This window comes from Apilactobacillus waqarii (assembly GCF_019061205.1).
GTDB lineage: Bacteria > Bacillota > Bacilli > Lactobacillales > Lactobacillaceae > Apilactobacillus > Apilactobacillus waqarii.
Window position 1 is genome coordinate 200,289 of the sequence record NZ_JAHQYH010000002.1, and the last position, 18,041, is coordinate 218,329.

The following is an 18,041-nucleotide window of genomic DNA, read 5'->3' on the forward strand; positions in this document are numbered from 1 at the left end:
TATTAATATTATTAAATCGTGCAAAAGACTCTTAAAAAAACATTTTAATTTTGTTATAATTTTATTAAAAAATAGTTAGTTTAAAATCCATGGGGGAAATTATGAATTTCGGTAATCAAGAAACAAAGGTTCATTTCAAAAGTTACAAAGCCGGTAAGCAATGGGTAGTAGCTGGAATTGCTACATCCGCAGTGTTAGGTATGTTTGCTCTTGCTGGTGCTTCAAATGGAGTGAAAGTAAACGCTGATGTGAACGATAATGCAGTTACTGTTTTACAAAATAACAACACATCGATTGCTTCCAAAGACGAAAACAAGAATGATGCCAATGCAGATCAAGTAAAAAATAACGAGAATAATGAAACTTCTACTAATAACACATCAAGTAATAAAGTAGCTACAAAGAAAGTTGCTAAGAAGACAACAAAGAAAACAACCAAAAAAGTTGTTAAGAAAACAACTAAGAAGTCAGCTAAAAAAGCTTCTAAGAAAGTTGTCAAAGGAAAGTCTGGTTACAAATACACTAAATCAGGTGTTAGATATTTAACTGACAAGGGTACATACGCTAAAGGATTAGTAACCATTAAGGGTGTTAAAAAATTCTTTAACGAAAAGGGATACCTAGTTAAAAACAAGTCCTTCACATATAAGAAGTCTACATATCTAGCTAAAAAAGATGGTGAACTTGCCACAGGACTTCAAACATTAAACAATCAAAAGGTTTACTTCTCAAACAGTGGTAAGTTAATCAAAGGGTTAATTGAAAACATTAACGGTAAGCAAATGTTTTTTGATCCTTCAACTGGATACTTAATTACTGATAAATACATTACAGTAAACAAGGTAAACTACCATGCTGATTTGAACGGTTACTTATCAAAAGATGATTCACATACTGATGAAGCATTAATGACTAACGCAGCATTCAGCCAAAACTTCCATTACAACGTTCCGCGTGGATACTCAAATGATATTCAATCAATTATTCCACATGATGGAACTGATGGTAAGGTAGACTACTACGACGTATATTACCTATACAATCCATATCCAAACCAAAAGAAGTTCTCAAACGAATGGTACCATGCCACTACAAAAGACTTTAAGACATTTACATCATATGATCAAAGCAACCCAACTTCATTAAAGAACGTTGCTATTCCTTTTGGTGGATACACTGGTTCAGCTAATCAAGTAGTATCAGGAAATAAAACTTTCTGGAAATATGTAGCAACAGGTGCCATTGTTTCAAATGATGGAAGAATCAAAAAAGATCAATGGGGTAACAAGATTGACGCTAACGCTAAATTAGCTTACTTCACCGATATTGAAGATAAACAATATATTGACTTGGTATACAGTAACAATGGAGAACAATTTAAACCAGTTACTGACAAGCCAGTGCTAAGCGCTGCAATGTTTAAGATTGGTGGAGGAGATTTCCGAGACATTCAAGTTCTACCACAAAGTGATGGTTCATTACTTGCTTACGTTGCCGGTGGATGGTCTAAGAAAATTTTTGTCTTCAGAAGTACCAATGGTATCAAATGGACTTATAACTCTAAAGAAGATATTAATTTAGGTACTATTAAGTCAGTTCCTTTTGAAGTTGAAACTCCATTGATTCGTACAATCAACGGTCAAACATTCATGTTCTTCAGTTGGCATAGTGATACCATCCGTGCAAGTGCTTACGTAAAGGGAAGCCTTGATAAGAACGGTGTATTTAAGCTAGCTCCCGATGCACAATTCGTTAACACCGATGGTGCTGACTTCAAGAGTGATGTTTACGCTGGAAACAGTACTAATCTTGATAGTAACAACCTAATTAACATTAACTGGAGTGGTAACTGGTTCTACTCACCACTAGCCACAGCTATTACCGATTACGATGGTCTTACTAAGCACAGTGGTACAATTACGTTACCTCGTTTGATTCAAAACGTTAATGGAACACTTAAGTACATTCCAATCGAACCTGACAACAAGCTAGTAAGTAGCTACAGAATTAATTCTTCAGCTCAATCAGTTCTTGTAAACACTAACAACAAGTTAGACTTCACTTTCGATAGTGGTCAAGCTAACAAGACTATTACATTTAAACGTAATCAATCAACAATCACTATTACATTGAACAAGAATGGTATTGAAGTTAAACGTCAAAACTCACTATATGACTTGCTTTCAAAGGATGCAGTTACTGCACTAAGCACTACTCACATCACAAAACTAGAAGTATACGTAGATAACACTACTATCGAACTATACCTACCAGAAGCTAACAAGTCATACAACATTGTTAACTTTAGTTCAATTCAAAACGAACCATACTTCATGTCATCAACTGCTGCAGCAACTGTTGACAACTACCAATTCGGTCAATCAGATGGTTCAAAAACTAACGATGGTTTAACCACAAACATTACTAAGCTACAAGGTTACCTACAAGATGACTCTGTATTAATTAACGCTTTAAAGGCACAACCAGATGCTGATCAAAGCAAGATTACTGATGCATTGAACAAGATTAGCCAAGCTCAAAATAGTTTAACTACTGCACAACAAAACATTAAGAATTCTGTCGGTATGGGTACCGATGTACGTGCAAGTCTATACACTGATATTGCAAACGATGCTTACAAGACTGCTAAGGATCTTGAAAACAGCGTTAGTTCAATTGCTATGAACATTTCAAACTCTGTTAATAACAATGGAATTGAAAACCAAAACGGTAGTTACGTAATTAACGGTCACAACACTTGGTTCATTAATGGTAAACGTACTGCTGGTCAAATGATTACAGATGACCAAGGTAACACTCACTACTATGATGCTCAAACTGGTTACGAAGCTATTAATACTTTCTATGTAGACAATGGTGCATACTACTACTTCGACAACAACGGAAACATGGTTAAGAACCAATTTGTTGAAGTTAACCCAGGTACTGGATACCAATACTACTTTGGAAACGATGGTAAGGCGCTATTAGGTAAGAAAGTTGTAAACGGCGCTCAATATGACTTTGGTGATAATGGTATCGTAGTTAAGAACTCAATTGTTAAGAACTCTGATGGTACAGTATCTTACTATGGAACTGACGGAAAGATGGCAACTTCAGATGTAACTGTTGGTAGCCAAACATTCAAGATTTCTTCAGATGGTACTATCCAAGGAAACAACACATTTGTTCAATCACCATCAAACAATAGCGTTTTCTACTACTTAAAGAAGAACAAGGTAACCACTGGAATTATCAATAATGCCGGTAATGTATACAAGTTTGACAGTAATGGTGAAGCAACAGGAAATACATTCATCAAGGATTACAAAGGAAAGAAGATTTACTACATTTCCTTTGATAACCATCCAGCTCAACAGGGAATAGGTATTAACAACCAAAGATTTAACTTTAATAAATATGGACAATTGGTTGCACCTAACCAAGTTATCACTTTACCTTATGGATCAAAGTTTTTCTTAGATAAGAATAACAATATTCAGGGGGGAATCCATGAATATGACGGTTACTTCTATGCATTCACTAAGGATGGAAAACTACGTAAGTCAGGAACTGCCGAATACAAGGGTAAGAAGTACAAGATTACTAAGGGTGGAACTCTTAAGGGACTTAAGGGTCGTAAGATTCCTAGACAATCAGATCTTAATAATCTTAAAACCAAAGTTACTAAATTAAAAAAATCGTTGGATAAAGAAAAATCCAAGCTTTCAAAATTAAAGAATAAGCATAGTGCTCATTACAAAAAGCTTCTTAAGAAGTACAACAGTGATAAGAAGTCTTACGACAGACTTAACAATAGAAAGAATGGTTTAGCTGGTTACTTCAAGAATGTTGGATTAGTAAACAAGGCAAAAGCTGAATTAACTAATGTTAATGCTCAAGAAGCAAAGGTTAAGAAGAACCTAAAGAAACATAACGCTAAGAAGAACCGCGCTGCTTTGAAGAAGTTAAAGGCAAAGGCTTCAAAGATTAATAAGACTATGTCTAAGTACTACAAAGAAATGAACGCGTTTAAGAACAGCTACAAATAACCTAAAAAAGAATGCCACTTTGGTATTCTTTTTTTGTGTGTTATGATGTTTTCATCAATTAAAGCGAGGAAATAATATGAAATTAAGAAAGATGTGGGCAATCACTTTTTGGGTATTGCTGGTCGATTTTATTGCGTTGAATCTTGTGGGGATGACCTCCATGAACTTCAACATTTATACCACTGCTCATAAGTTGCTCGGCCAAATGGATCCGGGAATCCTAAGAGCGGTATTCGCAGTTGCACTATTGATATATGCTAAACGTGAATGGAAGATTGACGTCATGCATCAAAAGGGTGGCTACATGCACATGTTCAAGGATGGATGGCTAATGATTGTCCTAACCATTATGAACATCACAGTGGCCAGTGACACAATTGTCTGGAAGAGTCTTTTGTACCACATGAATGCGTTCAACATTGGCCTAGCATTTGGTGTCGGACTAATTGAAGCGTTATTCGTAGGGATGTTTGAAGAAATCTCCATTCGCGGTGTCATGATGGGGGCGATGTTGAAGGGCTTCAAGAAATACCCAGTTATGAAGAGCATTTTCTTTTCTAGCATCGTCTTCGGTTCTCTTCATATGTTGAATTACTTCGTAGCACCATTTTGGGATACTACCAACCAAGTGATCTACGCAGCCGGATTAGGTTTTGTATTAGCAACCGTCTACTATGTAAGTAAGAATATCTGGGTTTCCATCATATTGCACACATTGATGGACTATTCGGCATTTGTATTTTCAATGCATTCAACACTTTTGAATTCAGCAACTACCAATACAGTTGATATTATGTCGATTACCATTTTTGTAATTGGATTGGTATCTTCATACCTATCATTACTTATCTACAATCGTAAGCAAGGCAAGAAGGATCTACTATTTTAAACGCTTAAGCAACGGAATGATTCCGTTGCTTTTTTTATACTTTTGTGAAACTCAGTGAGATGTTACACAAAGTTAAAAAGCGCTATAACTACTGTTAATATATCAAATGTTAAATTTATCTTAAGGACAAATAAAATTATTGTGTTTTTATTCACAATACATATAATTAGAGTTGTAGAGAAAATATAAATGAAAAAATACAGAATAGAGAAGGTATTACAATATGAAAGTTATTGTTATTGGTTGTACACATGCAGGTACATTCGCTGTTAAACAAATTTTAAAAGAACACCCAGATGCAGAAGTTACTGTATACGAAAGAAATGACAACATTTCATTCCTATCATGTGGTATCGCTTTATACCTAGATGGTAAAGTTAAGGATCCTCAAGGTTTATTCTACTCAAATCCTAAGGAATTATCCGATTTAGGTGCAAACGTTAAAATGCTACACAGTGTAAAGTCTGTAGATACTGACGCTAAGACAATCGAAGTTGAAAACTTAGATTCACATGACGTATTTACTGATAAGTACGACAAGCTAGTTATGACAACAGGTTCACGTCCTGTTCTTCCTCCAATCGAAGGTCGCGATAACAAGAACGTCTTCTTCTGCAAGAACTGGCACGATGCTCAAATCCTATTTGAAAAGGCTAAGGACCACAAGCGTATCGCCGTTGTTGGTGCTGGTTACATCGGTGCTGAATTAGCAGAAGCATTCTCAAACCACGGTCACGAAACTACTTTAATCAACAGTGACAGTCACGTACTATCAAAGTACTTCGATAAGAAGTTCACTGACAAGATTGAAGAACTATACGCTGACCACAACGTAAAACTAGAACTAGGTGTTCGTGTTCAAAAGTTCTCAGGTGATGATGAATTAACATTATCAACTGGTGATCACGACATTAAGGCTGACATGGCTATCCTATGTGTTGGTTTCCAACCAAACACTGAACTATTAACTGGCAAGGTTGATATGATGGATAACGGTGCCATCATCACTAACGAATACATGCAATCATCAAACCCAGATATCTTTGCTGCCGGTGACAGTGCTGCTGTGCACTTCAACCCAAGTGAAACTAATGAATACATTCCACTAGCAACTAATGCTGTTCGCCAAGGTATTCTAGTTGGTCAAAACATCGAAAAGCCAACAACTAAGTACATGGGTACCCAATCATCATCAGGTTTACAACTATATGATTACTCATTGGTTTCTACTGGAATGACAGTTGGTATGGCTGAAAGAAAGAATATGAAAGCAAGCTCAGTAGTTGTTGAAGATAACTACCGTCCAGAATTCATGCCAACAACTGAAAAGGTATTAATGGAACTAGTATACGACCCAAGCACTCGTCGTATCTTAGGTGGATCATTAATGAGTCGTTATGACATTTCTCAATCAGCTAACACATTATCTGTTCTTATCCAAAACAAGAACACAATCGATGACTTAGCTATGGTTGATATGTTATTCCAACCAAACTTTGACCGTCCATTCCACTACCTAAACATTTTGGGTCAAGCTGCTCAAGCGCAAGAAGAAAAGTAAAATTCTTAACTAAATTTGAAAAATTCCCTAAAAATTTCATTTTAGGGAATTTTTTTATAGCTATTTTAATTTTATTGGATTATTATTACAAGATGAGGTGAGAAAATGAAAAAAATTATAAATAGACTAACCGCTAAGAACATTTTGATGTTAGTGATTAGTTTTGTTTGTATGTTCTTTTTAACAACAGCTTCGCCGTTCTACGCATTTAACAAATCAGTAGACGCGAATACAATGTATACTGTTGGAAAAGGATTACTACACGGATTACTTCCCTACAAGGATTTATTCGATAATAGGGGACCATTAATTTACTTAATTCATTCCGCGAATGCGATCTTTTCATACAACTCTTTTACATTTATCTATGTAATTGAATCATTGTTGTTGTTCCTAGATATCGCGTACATTAACAGAATTCTATCAATGAAATTAAGTGCAAGAACAGCAATGTTCTGCAGTTTCTTATTTATCCCATTGGCATTTACCAGCCGTATCTTCTACTATGGTGATTTACCAGAGGAATACGCAATGACCTTTGTATTAATCTTGCTATACTCATGTATTAAATACAACTGGTTTGATATGCCACGTCGTTACTACATAGTTAATGGATGCTTTGTTGCAATTCTATTTTGGATTAAATATTCATTAGTTATTCCATGGGTAATTTTCTTTATTTATGTTGGTTTAGCATGTCTATTCACTAAACGCTTTAAAAAGTTATTTGTGATCATCTTAGACGCGTTAATCGGATTTTTATCCATTACATTACCAATCATCATTCTATATTGGGCCACAGGAGCCTTAAAATTCCTATTTAACGACTACTTCTACCTAAACTTGACACATTACCATGTGCAAAACGCATCGTTCGCATACACGCTATTTAAGATGGAATACCCAACATTTGGTTTTTCACATCACTTAGTGATTATCCGAACTGTTTACTACCTAATGATTGCACTATTCATTTGTGCGGTTGTTAGATACATGCGTGAAGCTAAGATGCACGATAGTAACAAGATTCTACTTGTTCTAATCGTCTTTATCGACATTCTAGCAACTTATGAAGTTGGTGGCGCTAGTTTTTCATACTACCTATTCGCGTGTGAACCATTCATCATCTTCTACTTGTTCGAATTAGGATTACTTGTCGATAAGTATCTATATAACAAGAAGTATTTAATCTGGGGATTGTCAGTAATTGCTTTATTGGGAATCTTTGTAACAAACAGGAATTACCGTACAAGCTTACATTACTTAAAACCTAGTGAATCATATCAATATGAATATTCGAAGATTATTAACAAGTCTAAGGATAAGTCATTATTGAACTACCGTTTCCTAGATGTTGGTCTATACACATACACAGGAACCCATGCTGATAATCGTTTCTTTATCAGAAATAACATCCAATACAAGCCAATGTATGATGCACAACGTGATTACTTACATTCACTAAAATACAAGTTCGTAGTTACTAAGTACCGTAAGGGCTGGAAACTATGGAAGGTTGATACTAGATTCCTAAAGGAACACTACATCAGACTTCGTCATATGAGATTTAACTATCAAGATCATAGCGAAGGTTGGATTGACCTATACGTAAGAAAATAGCATAAAAAAAGAGGACTCATTCGAGTCCTCTTTTTATTTGGTTTTAATTATTCATTATCATTTGATTTAACTTCGGCTTGTTGGTTTCTAGTGTTATGGTGCATACCATATACAAAGTAGATAACCATACCGATGATGAACCATACAAGCGCATAAATCTTAGCGTCGTTGTCTAGACCCCAGAATACTGCAAGTGATGCAATGAAACCTAAAGCAGGCATAACAGGGAAGAATGGTTCTTTGAAGCCAGGCATGTTGATGTCTTTTCCTTCACGTTTTCTAAGTGGGTAAATACCAATTGAAACGAACATGAAGGCGATTAATGTACCGGCTGAAATTAGTTGTGATAGGAAAGTAAATGTTAAGAAGGCACCGATAACAACTGAGATAACAGTCATAGTAATGATTGCATTTAGTGGAAGGTGACTCTTCTTGTTAATCTTACCCAGGAACTTAGGTAGCATTCCATCTCTACCGAATGAGTATAGTAGACGTGAACCTGCCATCATCATACCGATTAGGGCAGTGAACATACCTACAACGGCGATGATTTGAACTACTGAAGCAACAATTGGGTGACCAGCTTGACGTAGGGCCCAACCAACTGGTTCAGCATTACCAGCGTAGTTAGTGTACTTGAACATACCAACTAGAACTAGTGATACGGCAACGAATAGTGTAACGGCAATTACTAGAGAACCAATGATACCTCTAGGCATTGTCTTTTGAGGGTTCTTTGCTTCTGCTGAGTTAGCAGCAATTGAATCAAAACCAATGTATGATAGGAAAATTACTGAAACACCAGCGTAGATTCCGCTGAAGCCACCGAAGTTAGTCCCATCGGCATTAACATGGTGAGCAGGAATAAATGGAACGTAATTGGCGAAGTGAATGGCAGTAGCACCGACAACGATAAATACTAATACGGCAGCTACCTTTAAAATTACTAATACATTTTCAACACGAGAAGTTTGCTTGTCACCACGTGTAATTAAGAACATTACGATCAAAATTACAACAACGGTACAAATATCAACTAATCCGCCTTTTGCACTGACAGGGTTAGCTAAGTATGTAGGAAAATTAATTCCAAGTGGTGCAATTAGACCTCGGAAGTTAGCCGATAATCCAGCTGCAACGAAGGAAACAGCGATGAAGTATTCTGCTAGAAGTGCCCATCCGGCAACCCAGCCCCAGAATTCTCCAAAAACGACGTTAATCCATGAATATGCAGATCCGGCAAACGGCATGGCTGAAGCCATTTCTGCGTAAGATAAAGCAACCAACCCAGCAACAATCGCTGCAAGTAAGAAAGAAATAGTTACCGCAGGACCTGCATTGTTTGCAGCCACGATACCAGGAAGGGTGAAGATAGCAGTAGAAACAATTGTTCCAACTCCTAAAGCTAAGAAATCCTTTGTAGTCAATGATCTGACCAAGTTAGAATCCTTTTGCTCATAGACACTAGGGTCTTCTTTTCGATTCATTCGTTTGAATAGATTCGCCATAAAAATTACCTCTTTTCGTATGTATAAACAAGATGGCATCTCGTTTATTAAAAAATGATTAGAAATTGATTATATTTTAATCGTTTTTGTTAATTTGTCAAATACTGTTTGTAAATAATAAACAAACGTAACTACTATTCTAACATGAAAATAGCCACCCTTGAATAGTAAAAGGGTGGCTACATTAGTTTTAATATGAATTACTTGGCTTTCTTATTAAATCTAACAAAGTATAGGATTGTCATTAATGCTAAGAAGACGATCCCTACAATCAATGGAATTCTTGTATCATCATTGAAGAACATAAATACTAAAGTAACGAATAGTACTAGTAATGTTAGATAGTTTGAGAAAGGTGCTAGTGGCATCTTGAATGGATGACCAACTAGTTTTTCAGGATGTTGCTTTCTAAACTTAAGTTCTGACATGATAATTACAAACCATGGAACCATACCTGGAAGAACAGATGAACTGTATACGTATACGAATACTTGGTTTGCTCCTTTGTAGAATAGAGGAAGAATTACGTTTAAAATAACTCCCAATAAAATACCAGTAGCAATTGAGATAACAGAGATGTATGGAACACCGTGCTTGTTAATCTTGTTGTATCTGTCAGGTAATTGGCCTTGTTGTGCTAATAGGTATGACATACGGCTTGAACTGTAAATTGCTGAGTTAGAACCTGATAGAGCGGCTGTTAAAACAACAAAGTTAATGATTGAAGCTGCAGCTGTAATACCTACTTGTGAGAATGTTTCTACGAAAGGTGAACCAATGTTTGCAATCTTATCCCATGGGTAGATTGATAGCATTACGAAGATTGATCCGATGTAGAAGATTAAGATACGACCAATAGTGTCTTGGATAGCTTTAACTAAAGTCTTCTTAGGGTTTTCAGCTTCACCAGCAGTAACACCAATTAATTCGATTCCTTGGTAAGAAGCGAATACGATTGATAGTGCAAAGAAGAATCCTTTGAAACCACCAGTAAAGAATCCGTGTGACCATAGGTTAGAAATACCAGTAGGGCCGACACCATTGAAACCTAACACAATGATTACTAAACCAACAATAATCATTGCAATGATTGTGACAACCTTAATTAAAGCAAACCAGTATTCCAATTCACCAAAGGCACTAACTGAGATTAAGTTGGCAATACATAAGAATACTACCGCGATAATACCAGGTACCCAAGATGGAATTGATGGCCACCAGAATTGCATATAAGTACCAATAGCAATCATTTCTGAAATACCAACAACAACCCATTGGAAAATGTTAGACCAAGCGGTTAAGTAACCAAAAACGGGGTGCATGTATTCAGAAGCGAAATGTGAGAATGAACCACTAATTGGGTTATCGTATAACATTTCACCCAAAGCTCTCATAATTAGATATAAGAACACACCAGCAATTGCATATGCTAGCAATACAGAAGGACCAGTCCATTCAATTGTGGACTTGGCACCCATAAATAGACCAACCCCGATTGTTCCCCCAAGGGCGATCATTTGCATCTGTCTAGAACTTAATTTACGTTCTAGTTTCTTTTCTTGCTTTTCTTCTGCCAATATATTTCACCATCCTGTAAGAAATTATGTAATAAAAAACCTAGTACTACATTATCTATTGTACTAGGGTTTTTATAAAAATGCATAACCAATACAATATATTTAAATAATCCTTAAATAATCGTTAAAATTGCTGGTATATTGCACTGGTTTTACTTCACGACGATCTTGCTGACAATCGTTAAAAATTCCCCAGTAAGATTTTTTACTTACATAATTCTAATGTTTATTATTTAAGAAATGTTATTACATATTAAAATTAATGTCAAGGAATTTAACAATTGATGAATTTTATTCAACAAACGTCGCACTACCTATTTGTTGTTTTGATTGAATTTTACGAAGTATAGAATTGTCATGATTAATAGGAAGAAGATTCCAATAATCAAAGGAATTCTAGTAGAAGGGTTAATGAACATGAACACCAAGGTAATTGCTAAGAAGATTAGCGTAATGTAATTACTGATAGGTGATAGTGGCATCTTGAATGGATGGTTCACTAATTCTTCTGGGTGTTGCTTTCTGAAACGGATTTGAGATACCAAGATAACAACCCATGGCACCATACCTGGTAGTACAGATGAACTGTAGACGTACACGAAGATTTGGTTCGCTGATGGGAAGAAGATTGGTAGTAAGACGTTTAGGAATAGTCCAATTAGGATACCAGCTGAGATACTGATTACTGAAACGTATGGGACACCGTGGCGGTTTAACTTCTTGAATACCTTTGGAAGTTGACCTTCTTCAGATAATAAGAATTCCATACGACTAGCACTGTAAATTCCAGAGTTAGATCCTGATAATGCAGCAGTTACCACAACGAAGTTAATGATTGAAGCAGCTGCAGTGATACCTACTTGTGAGAATGTTTCTACGAAAGGTGAACCGATTTGGCTAATCTTGTCCCAAGGGTAAATACTTAGGATAACGAAAATGGCACCGATATAGAAGATTAGGATACGACCAATGGTATCTTGGATAGCCTTCACTAATGTTTGCTTAGGATTTTCAGCTTCACCGGCAGTCACACCAATTAATTCGATTCCTTGATATGATGCAATTACGATTGCTAGGGCAAAGAAGAAACCTTTAAAGCCGTTTGCGAAGAAACCATGGCTCCAAATGTTTGAAATACCAGTAGGGTGAATACCATTAAAACCAAAGACGATGATGACTAAACCAATGATAATCATCGCAATGATGGTGACGACTTTTACTAAGGCGAACCAGTATTCTAATTCACCAAAGGCACTTACTGATACTAAGTTGGCGATACATAGGAAGACAATAGCGACAATTCCTGGCAACCAGGTTGGTAAATGAGGCCACCAGAATTGCATGTATGTACCAATCGCGATTACTTCTGAAATTCCAACAACGATGTATTGGAAGACATTACTCCACGCGGTTAAATAACCAAAAACGGGGTGTAGGTATTCTGAGGCGAATTGTGAGAATGATCCAGTAACTGGATGAACATACAACATTTCACCTAGCGCACGCATGATTAGGTATAGGAATAATCCTGCAATTGCGTAGTCTAGTAACACGGAAGGACCAGTCCAACCGATTGTGGACTTAGCACCCATGAATAGGCCGACCCCGATAGTTCCACCTAGCGCAATCATCTTCATGTGACGGGCGCTAAGCTTTCTTTCTAACTTATCATTATTTTCTGACAATACTTCCACCTTCTTGAATTTATTTGAGGTGGGGGAAATAAAAAAAACGCCTCTGACACTTATGTGTCAGGGACGTTAGTATTAACGTGGTTCCACCCATCTTTAGCACTACGGTTAAGCCCATAATGCCCTCATATTAGTCATTAAAAATAATATCGATTTAATAGAAGAGAAAAGTGGTAACTATTTGGATGCAATAGATTACTTACAGAAAAATGTAATCCTCTCTGGAAAGCATCATCAAATAGACATGTCTTTTCTTAACAACTAATATTGTATACTCATAAAAGACAGGTGTCAATTAAATAGTGACAAAGTTATTTGTCGTTTTCGTTAGTTTTTTCCAAACGGTGTTGTAAATCAACGATGGTATCCATTGCATCGGCGAATTCATCATCGCTGTAGTTTAGACGGTTTAAGCAACCTTGAACTGATTCCAAAATTGGTTCTTTATTGTCCTTACCTAATTGTGTTAAGTGAATTAGGACGCGACGTTCATCAGCTTTATCACGGTTTCTGGTGATCCAGCCAGCTTTTTCAAGACGCTTTAATAGCGGAGTCAAAGTACCGTTAGAAAGACCTAGCTTTTGGCTTAGGTAGTTAACAGTTACTCCATCGTTTTCCCATAGTGATAATAGTGTAATGTATTGAACGTATGTTAAGTTGAATTTTTCTAAAGGTTCTTGATAGAACTTGTTGAATAGTTGATGTGCACGAGAAATTTGGAAACAAATTTGATCGTTTAGAGTTACTTCTTTTGGCATAATGCAAAACTCCTTTCTTTAGTTCGGTGGATTTTGTCTAGCAAATGATTATATTGTATACAATATTATAGAATATCACTAAATTGAAATTGGTCAACAAAATAGGCACTGTGACTTTACTCACGGTGCCTATTTGAGTGCAATATATAAAGGATATTATGCAGTTTGTAATTTTTGCTTTTTATTTTTCTTAGCTTGGCGCTTTGCGATTAGTTCATCATCTGTCTTGAACTTTCTGATGAAGACAAAGATGATAAATCCAATTACGAAGAAGATTCCGGCATAAACAATTGAACCGGCAATGATTTGGTTCAATGTTAAACGGGTCATCATGTGCTTCATACCATCTTGAATTTGTTTTTCAACGAAGAAAAAGTTGAATGGGTTCCAAATTAGTTGACGGTTGTTATAGATGAAGATCATGAAGATTCCGGCAATAATTTCTGTGATGTAGTTTAATGCAACACCGAAAGCAATGGCACCGTACCAAGTCTTACAAAAACCAATAACCATGATTACGAATGATTCAAAAATGAACACGTAAGCAATGTTACCTAATGTAGCCCATTGTAATTCTTGAGCTAGCTTACCAGCAAAGGCACTTTCAGGGAATACTAGGTATTTCATGAAAATGATAGTTAGAACAGAAAGAGCAAGTAGAATGAAGTATCCAATCATGCAAGTGAAAATCTTTGAGAAGAAGATTGTAATCTTGCTGTGTCTTTCCATATTTTGTCTAACTTGTTTATTACTGTCGACACCAGCAAATCTGGTTGCAGTAATGATAGTAGCAAGTAATTCGATTACAGGAGTAATTCCACCAAATGTGTTCATTAGCTTGTAACCATCTAGAGTTCTAGTGTCTTTACCAATAACAGCCATTAGGATAGTAACGATAACTAAGAAAACTGCCATTGCAAGAAAAATAAAACGGTTTTTCTTGTTCATTTCTTGTTTTAATAAATCAACCAATACGTTGGCCTCCAAATCTTTATTCGAAATTAATCAATAACAAGAGTTTATCACTTTTATGCCGTTCATTCCAATAAAAAAAGCGACTAAACAATAATTAAGTCGCTTTTTTCTACTATATTATTATTAGACATTACGACGGTTGTAAACAACGTAAGTAATTAATAGGAAGACAATTCCCCAAATAATTGATCCAACTCTCATTTCAGTCAATGATAGCTTAGTCATTTCTGACATCATTGGGCTGATTGTTTGTGAGTAAACATTTAGGAATGTTAGTGGAATGTATTTAACCCATGAGTGATAGTAAATAAAGATGCTTAAGAATGGGTTAATGATGTTAACTACGAAGTAGAAAACAATTCCGATGGCGATTGCTACGGCGTTACTCTTGAATAGGCAACTAATTAGTAATACAAGAGATAACATCAAGAATAGGTAGAAACTCATACCACTAATTCTGTTACCAAATACATCAAAAGGAATTGAGCGCATCTTATTGAATAATGCATTTGCGATTAAAGTTGAAACAAATGAAACAACTAGTAGGTATACGTACATAACAACGATTGTTACTAGTTTTGATAGGAAAATCTTTCCACGTGAGAATTGACGAGCAAACAAGTACTTAACAGTATTGTTTGAGAAGTCAGTAGTAAGAATTGAACTAGCAAAAACGATCATAGCAACCAAGACAACGATGATGGCTGATGAGAAGATTGGGCCGTTTGCGTTGATTTGGCTTAATTCTTTAGATGAGTGATATACAAATCCAGCAAATAGTGCCATTACTAGTGTAACGATACCCCATCCAATGTAAAACTTACCGTGTAATTGTTTATATAGTTCTTGTCTGATTAAAGTTAACATTATTTAGCCTCCTTGTTGTTATCACTTGATAGAAGCTTCAATAGTGATTCTTCTAGGTCAGTTTGGTTTCTTGAAACATTTTCAATTTCAATTCCTGCTTGGTTCAATGCTGATAGACCAGCGTTCATTGCAGTTGAATCGTTGTTGTCTTCGATTTCAACAGTCTTGTCGTAAATAGTGGCAGTGAAACCGGCTGCGTCAAGAGCACTCTTAGCTGCTTCAGTGTCTTGAACTTCGAACTTAATGGTCTTAGGACCTTCTGATAGGAATGACTTAGCGTCTGACTTCTTGATTACCTTACCGTGGTTAATCACTACATAGTAATCAGCGATACGTGATAGTTCATCAAGTAAGTGACTTGATATAAGGATACTAATGCCACGTTTTGATAGTTTTACAAGTAGGTCACGTAAATCATGAGTTGATTGTGGATCTAGACCGTTCATAGGTTCATCTAGGATTAGTAGCTTAGGGTGGTTAAGCAATGAAATGGCAATTCCTAAACGCTGCTTCATACCTAATGAGTACTTCTTAGCCTTACGATCGGCAAATTCAGTGATTTGAGTTTCTTCCATAATTTCTTGCATTTCTTCTTCGGTGGTAGAACCGTCATTGAAAAGCTTTAGGTTTTGACGACCAGTTAGATTCAAGTATGGAGCAGGTGATTCAATCATTGAACCAACGTTTTCTAGACTGCTACGCTTGTTTTTAGTTAATTCTTTTCCATCAATTTTAATGCTACCTGAGTTGTAGTCGGTTAGACCCACAATACTCTTCATAATAGTAGACTTACCAGCACCGTTTGGTCCGATTAGGCCAAGAATAGTACCTGGTTCGATATCAAATGAAACATCGAATAGAGCTTGTTTTCTTCCGAAGAACTTGTTTAAGCTTTGAACTTCAAGAGTTTTCATAGTGCATCTCCTTATAATAATAGTTAATTACTTATGTAACTAACTGTATACATTTTTCTTTTAAAAGTCAATTCTTTTTCTTGAAACTTAAGAAAGTCTTAAGAGCTTTCAAATCAGACTTAAGAATAGTTTTGTTTCACGACTGAAATAAAATGTAACATTCCTGTAACATAACTCTAACAAGATAGTAAAACTGGTTCGTTATGTTATTCAAGTAATTTTAAGGAGGGAAAACATTATATGCATTCGAATAATAAGATGATTACCTTTGCAGTATTGGTATCATTATTGATTGCGACATTGTTTTTAATACCACAAACCGCAAAAGCTGATTCAGTGGCTACACCAACCACATCAGCTCAAACAAAGACCGTTCAAGGAACCGCTAAGAAAAAAGCTGCTAAACATGTTAAAAAGGTACGTAAGCACAAGAAAGTATCTAAGAAAGCTAAGAAAGTAGCAAGAACTCACAAAAAGGCAGCTAAGAAACACACTGTAAAACGTGTTAAGAAGCATGCAGTAAAGAAAATTGTTAGTTCAAGACGTATCAAGAAACACTCAACTTACAAAGTAAGAAAACATTTATCAAGAGCAAACGCTGCTGCTAAAGCATGGATTGCTTACCATGAATCAGGTGGTTCGTACACCGCATCAAACGGTTCATGTTACGGTAAATACCAATTATCAATCAGTTACTACGGTGGTAACTTTTCTCATAAGAACCAAGAACGTACTGCTAACAAATATGTTAAGAGCCGTTACGGATCATGGGTAAAGGCCAAAGCATTCTGGTTATCACATAACTGGTACTAATAAAAAGAACCCCAAAGAGGGTTCTTTTTTTATACTCTTTAACATCTAGTGTTGAAAACTAGATTACATAGTTATATAATTAAATAAACATTAATTGAGGTACTTTATTTATGAACAACGACTTAAAACAAAAGACTACCGACTCAGTTAAGCAAAAGTTTAACTGGATTAAGGATAAAACATACTACCTATTAAACGAAATCTTTAGTGCAATCACCCACGGAATTGGAGAATTACTTGCAATCATCGGTGCAATCGCATTGATTATTCATGGTGTTCACGTAGGTGGTGCAATGAGAATTACCAGTTTTGTGATTTATTCAATCACGTTAGTAGTTTTCTACATTGCTTCTACCATGTTTCATAGCCTATATTTCACGCGTGTTGAAAAGTTATTCCAAATCTTTGATCACTCAGCAATCTACCTACTAATTGCTGGAAGTTACACACCTTACTGTCTAATCGCAATTGGTGGTTGGCTAGGTTGGGTCATCCTAACTGTAATCTGGATTATGACCGTGCTAGGAATCATCTACAAGGTATTGTGGATGGGTAAATTAAAGACACTTTCTACTATTATCTACGTTGTAATGGGGTGGATGTGTCTACTAGGCATCGTCAAACTATATGATTACTTAGGAATTCACGGTTTCTTATTACTACTATTTGGTGGAATTGCATTTACTGTAGGTGCATTAATCTACAGTTTTCCAAGAATTCCATTTGGCCACGTCATTTGGCACGTCTTTGTAATGATTGGGACCATTTTGATGTACTTCTCAATTTATTTCTATGTATAAAAAATAACGCTAGGTT

General features: G+C 35.9%; 13 protein-coding genes. 6 read left to right on the plus strand and 7 right to left on the minus strand.

The features are described from left to right. The first annotated feature begins 101 nt into the window (after window positions 1-101). From KTJ72_RS02290 to KTJ72_RS02305, 4 genes are all read left to right on the plus strand, one after another. Window positions 102-4,052 (plus strand): KxYKxGKxW signal peptide domain-containing protein, encoded by a 3,951-nt coding sequence (locus tag KTJ72_RS02290; RefSeq protein ID WP_217304051.1) that lies wholly within the window; start codon window positions 102-104, stop codon window positions 4,050-4,052. Window positions 4,053-4,128: 76 nt separating this feature from the next. Next, complete coding sequence (locus KTJ72_RS02295) at window positions 4,129-4,941, plus strand: CPBP family intramembrane glutamic endopeptidase (RefSeq protein ID WP_217304052.1); 813 nt, start codon at window positions 4,129-4,131, stop codon at window positions 4,939-4,941. A 223-nt stretch (window positions 4,942-5,164) separates the two neighbouring features. Then, window positions 5,165-6,502, plus strand: a complete 1,338-nt coding sequence (locus tag KTJ72_RS02300; protein ID WP_041153088.1) for an FAD-dependent oxidoreductase — start codon at window positions 5,165-5,167, stop codon at window positions 6,500-6,502. 105 nt (window positions 6,503-6,607) lie between these two features. Continuing rightward, entirely contained in the window at window positions 6,608-8,122 is a 1,515-nt protein-coding gene (locus KTJ72_RS02305) for a hypothetical protein (protein WP_057198438.1), read from the plus strand. A gap of 47 nt (window positions 8,123-8,169) precedes the next feature. Here the strand turns inward: KTJ72_RS02305 and KTJ72_RS02310 are convergent, their stop codons facing one another. The 7 genes from KTJ72_RS02310 to KTJ72_RS02340 all read right to left on the minus strand — a co-directional run bounded on the left by KTJ72_RS02310 (window position 8,170) and on the right by KTJ72_RS02340 (window position 16,412). After that, the gene (locus KTJ72_RS02310; RefSeq protein WP_217304053.1) at window positions 8,170-9,630 is read right to left on the minus strand and encodes an APC family permease; all 1,461 of its coding nucleotides are present in this window, start codon (window positions 9,628-9,630) and stop codon (window positions 8,170-8,172) included. 200 nt (window positions 9,631-9,830) lie between these two features. Further along, window positions 9,831-11,153 carry an amino acid permease gene (locus KTJ72_RS02315; protein WP_057198436.1) on the minus strand — a complete coding sequence of 441 codons (1,323 nt, stop codon included), beginning with the start codon at window positions 11,151-11,153 and terminating at the stop codon, window positions 9,831-9,833. Window positions 11,154-11,521: 368 nt separating this feature from the next. Then, a complete protein-coding gene (locus tag KTJ72_RS02320) occupies window positions 11,522-12,844 on the minus strand; it encodes an amino acid permease (protein WP_160185007.1) in 1,323 nt (440 codons plus the stop codon). Window positions 12,845-13,209: 365 nt separating this feature from the next. Then, window positions 13,210-13,656 (minus strand): MarR family winged helix-turn-helix transcriptional regulator, encoded by a 447-nt coding sequence (locus tag KTJ72_RS02325; protein WP_041153085.1) that lies wholly within the window; start codon window positions 13,654-13,656, stop codon window positions 13,210-13,212. A gap of 156 nt (window positions 13,657-13,812) precedes the next feature. Then, the gene (locus KTJ72_RS02330) at window positions 13,813-14,628 is read right to left on the minus strand and encodes an ABC transporter permease (protein WP_057198415.1); all 816 of its coding nucleotides are present in this window, start codon (window positions 14,626-14,628) and stop codon (window positions 13,813-13,815) included. 126 nt (window positions 14,629-14,754) lie between these two features. Beyond that, on the minus strand, window positions 14,755-15,498 hold the full coding sequence (locus KTJ72_RS02335; protein ID WP_041153083.1) for a DUF2705 family protein: 744 nt from the start codon (window positions 15,496-15,498) through the stop codon (window positions 14,755-14,757). After that, entirely contained in the window at window positions 15,498-16,412 is a 915-nt protein-coding gene (locus tag KTJ72_RS02340) for an ABC transporter ATP-binding protein (protein WP_041153082.1), read from the minus strand. The genes KTJ72_RS02335 and KTJ72_RS02340 overlap by 1 nt, the downstream gene beginning before the upstream one ends. Before the next feature lie 240 nt (window positions 16,413-16,652). Here KTJ72_RS02340 and KTJ72_RS02345 point away from each other — a divergent pair, with 240 nt between their 5' ends. Both KTJ72_RS02345 and trhA read left to right on the plus strand, forming a co-directional pair. Beyond that, a complete protein-coding gene (locus KTJ72_RS02345; protein ID WP_057198413.1) occupies window positions 16,653-17,225 on the plus strand; it encodes an aggregation-promoting factor C-terminal-like domain-containing protein in 573 nt (190 codons plus the stop codon). Between the two features lie 110 nt (window positions 17,226-17,335). Next, window positions 17,336-18,025, plus strand: a complete 690-nt coding sequence (gene trhA, locus KTJ72_RS02350; RefSeq protein ID WP_217304054.1) for a PAQR family membrane homeostasis protein TrhA — start codon at window positions 17,336-17,338, stop codon at window positions 18,023-18,025. Window positions 18,026-18,041 lie beyond the last annotated feature (16 nt).

Coding starts and splice junctions, on each gene's coding strand:
- KTJ72_RS02290 (WP_217304051.1), top strand. CDS start 102: ATGAATTTCGGTAATCAAGAAACAAAGGTTCATTTCAAAAGTTACAAA.
- KTJ72_RS02295 (WP_217304052.1), top strand. CDS start 4,129: ATGAAATTAAGAAAGATGTGGGCAATCACTTTTTGGGTATTGCTGGTC.
- KTJ72_RS02300 (WP_041153088.1), top strand. CDS start 5,165: ATGAAAGTTATTGTTATTGGTTGTACACATGCAGGTACATTCGCTGTT.
- KTJ72_RS02305 (WP_057198438.1), top strand. CDS start 6,608: ATGAAAAAAATTATAAATAGACTAACCGCTAAGAACATTTTGATGTTA.
- KTJ72_RS02310 (WP_217304053.1), bottom strand. CDS start 9,630: ATGGCGAATCTATTCAAACGAATGAATCGAAAAGAAGACCCTAGTGTC.
- KTJ72_RS02315 (WP_057198436.1), bottom strand. CDS start 11,153: ATGCAAATGATCGCCCTTGGGGGAACAATCGGGGTTGGTCTATTTATG.
- KTJ72_RS02320 (WP_160185007.1), bottom strand. CDS start 12,844: ATGAAGATGATTGCGCTAGGTGGAACTATCGGGGTCGGCCTATTCATG.
- KTJ72_RS02325 (WP_041153085.1), bottom strand. CDS start 13,656: ATGCCAAAAGAAGTAACTCTAAACGATCAAATTTGTTTCCAAATTTCT.
- KTJ72_RS02335 (WP_041153083.1), bottom strand. CDS start 15,498: ATGTTAACTTTAATCAGACAAGAACTATATAAACAATTACACGGTAAG.
- KTJ72_RS02340 (WP_041153082.1), bottom strand. CDS start 16,412: ATGAAAACTCTTGAAGTTCAAAGCTTAAACAAGTTCTTCGGAAGAAAA.
- KTJ72_RS02345 (WP_057198413.1), top strand. CDS start 16,653: ATGCATTCGAATAATAAGATGATTACCTTTGCAGTATTGGTATCATTA.
- trhA (WP_217304054.1), top strand. CDS start 17,336: ATGAACAACGACTTAAAACAAAAGACTACCGACTCAGTTAAGCAAAAG.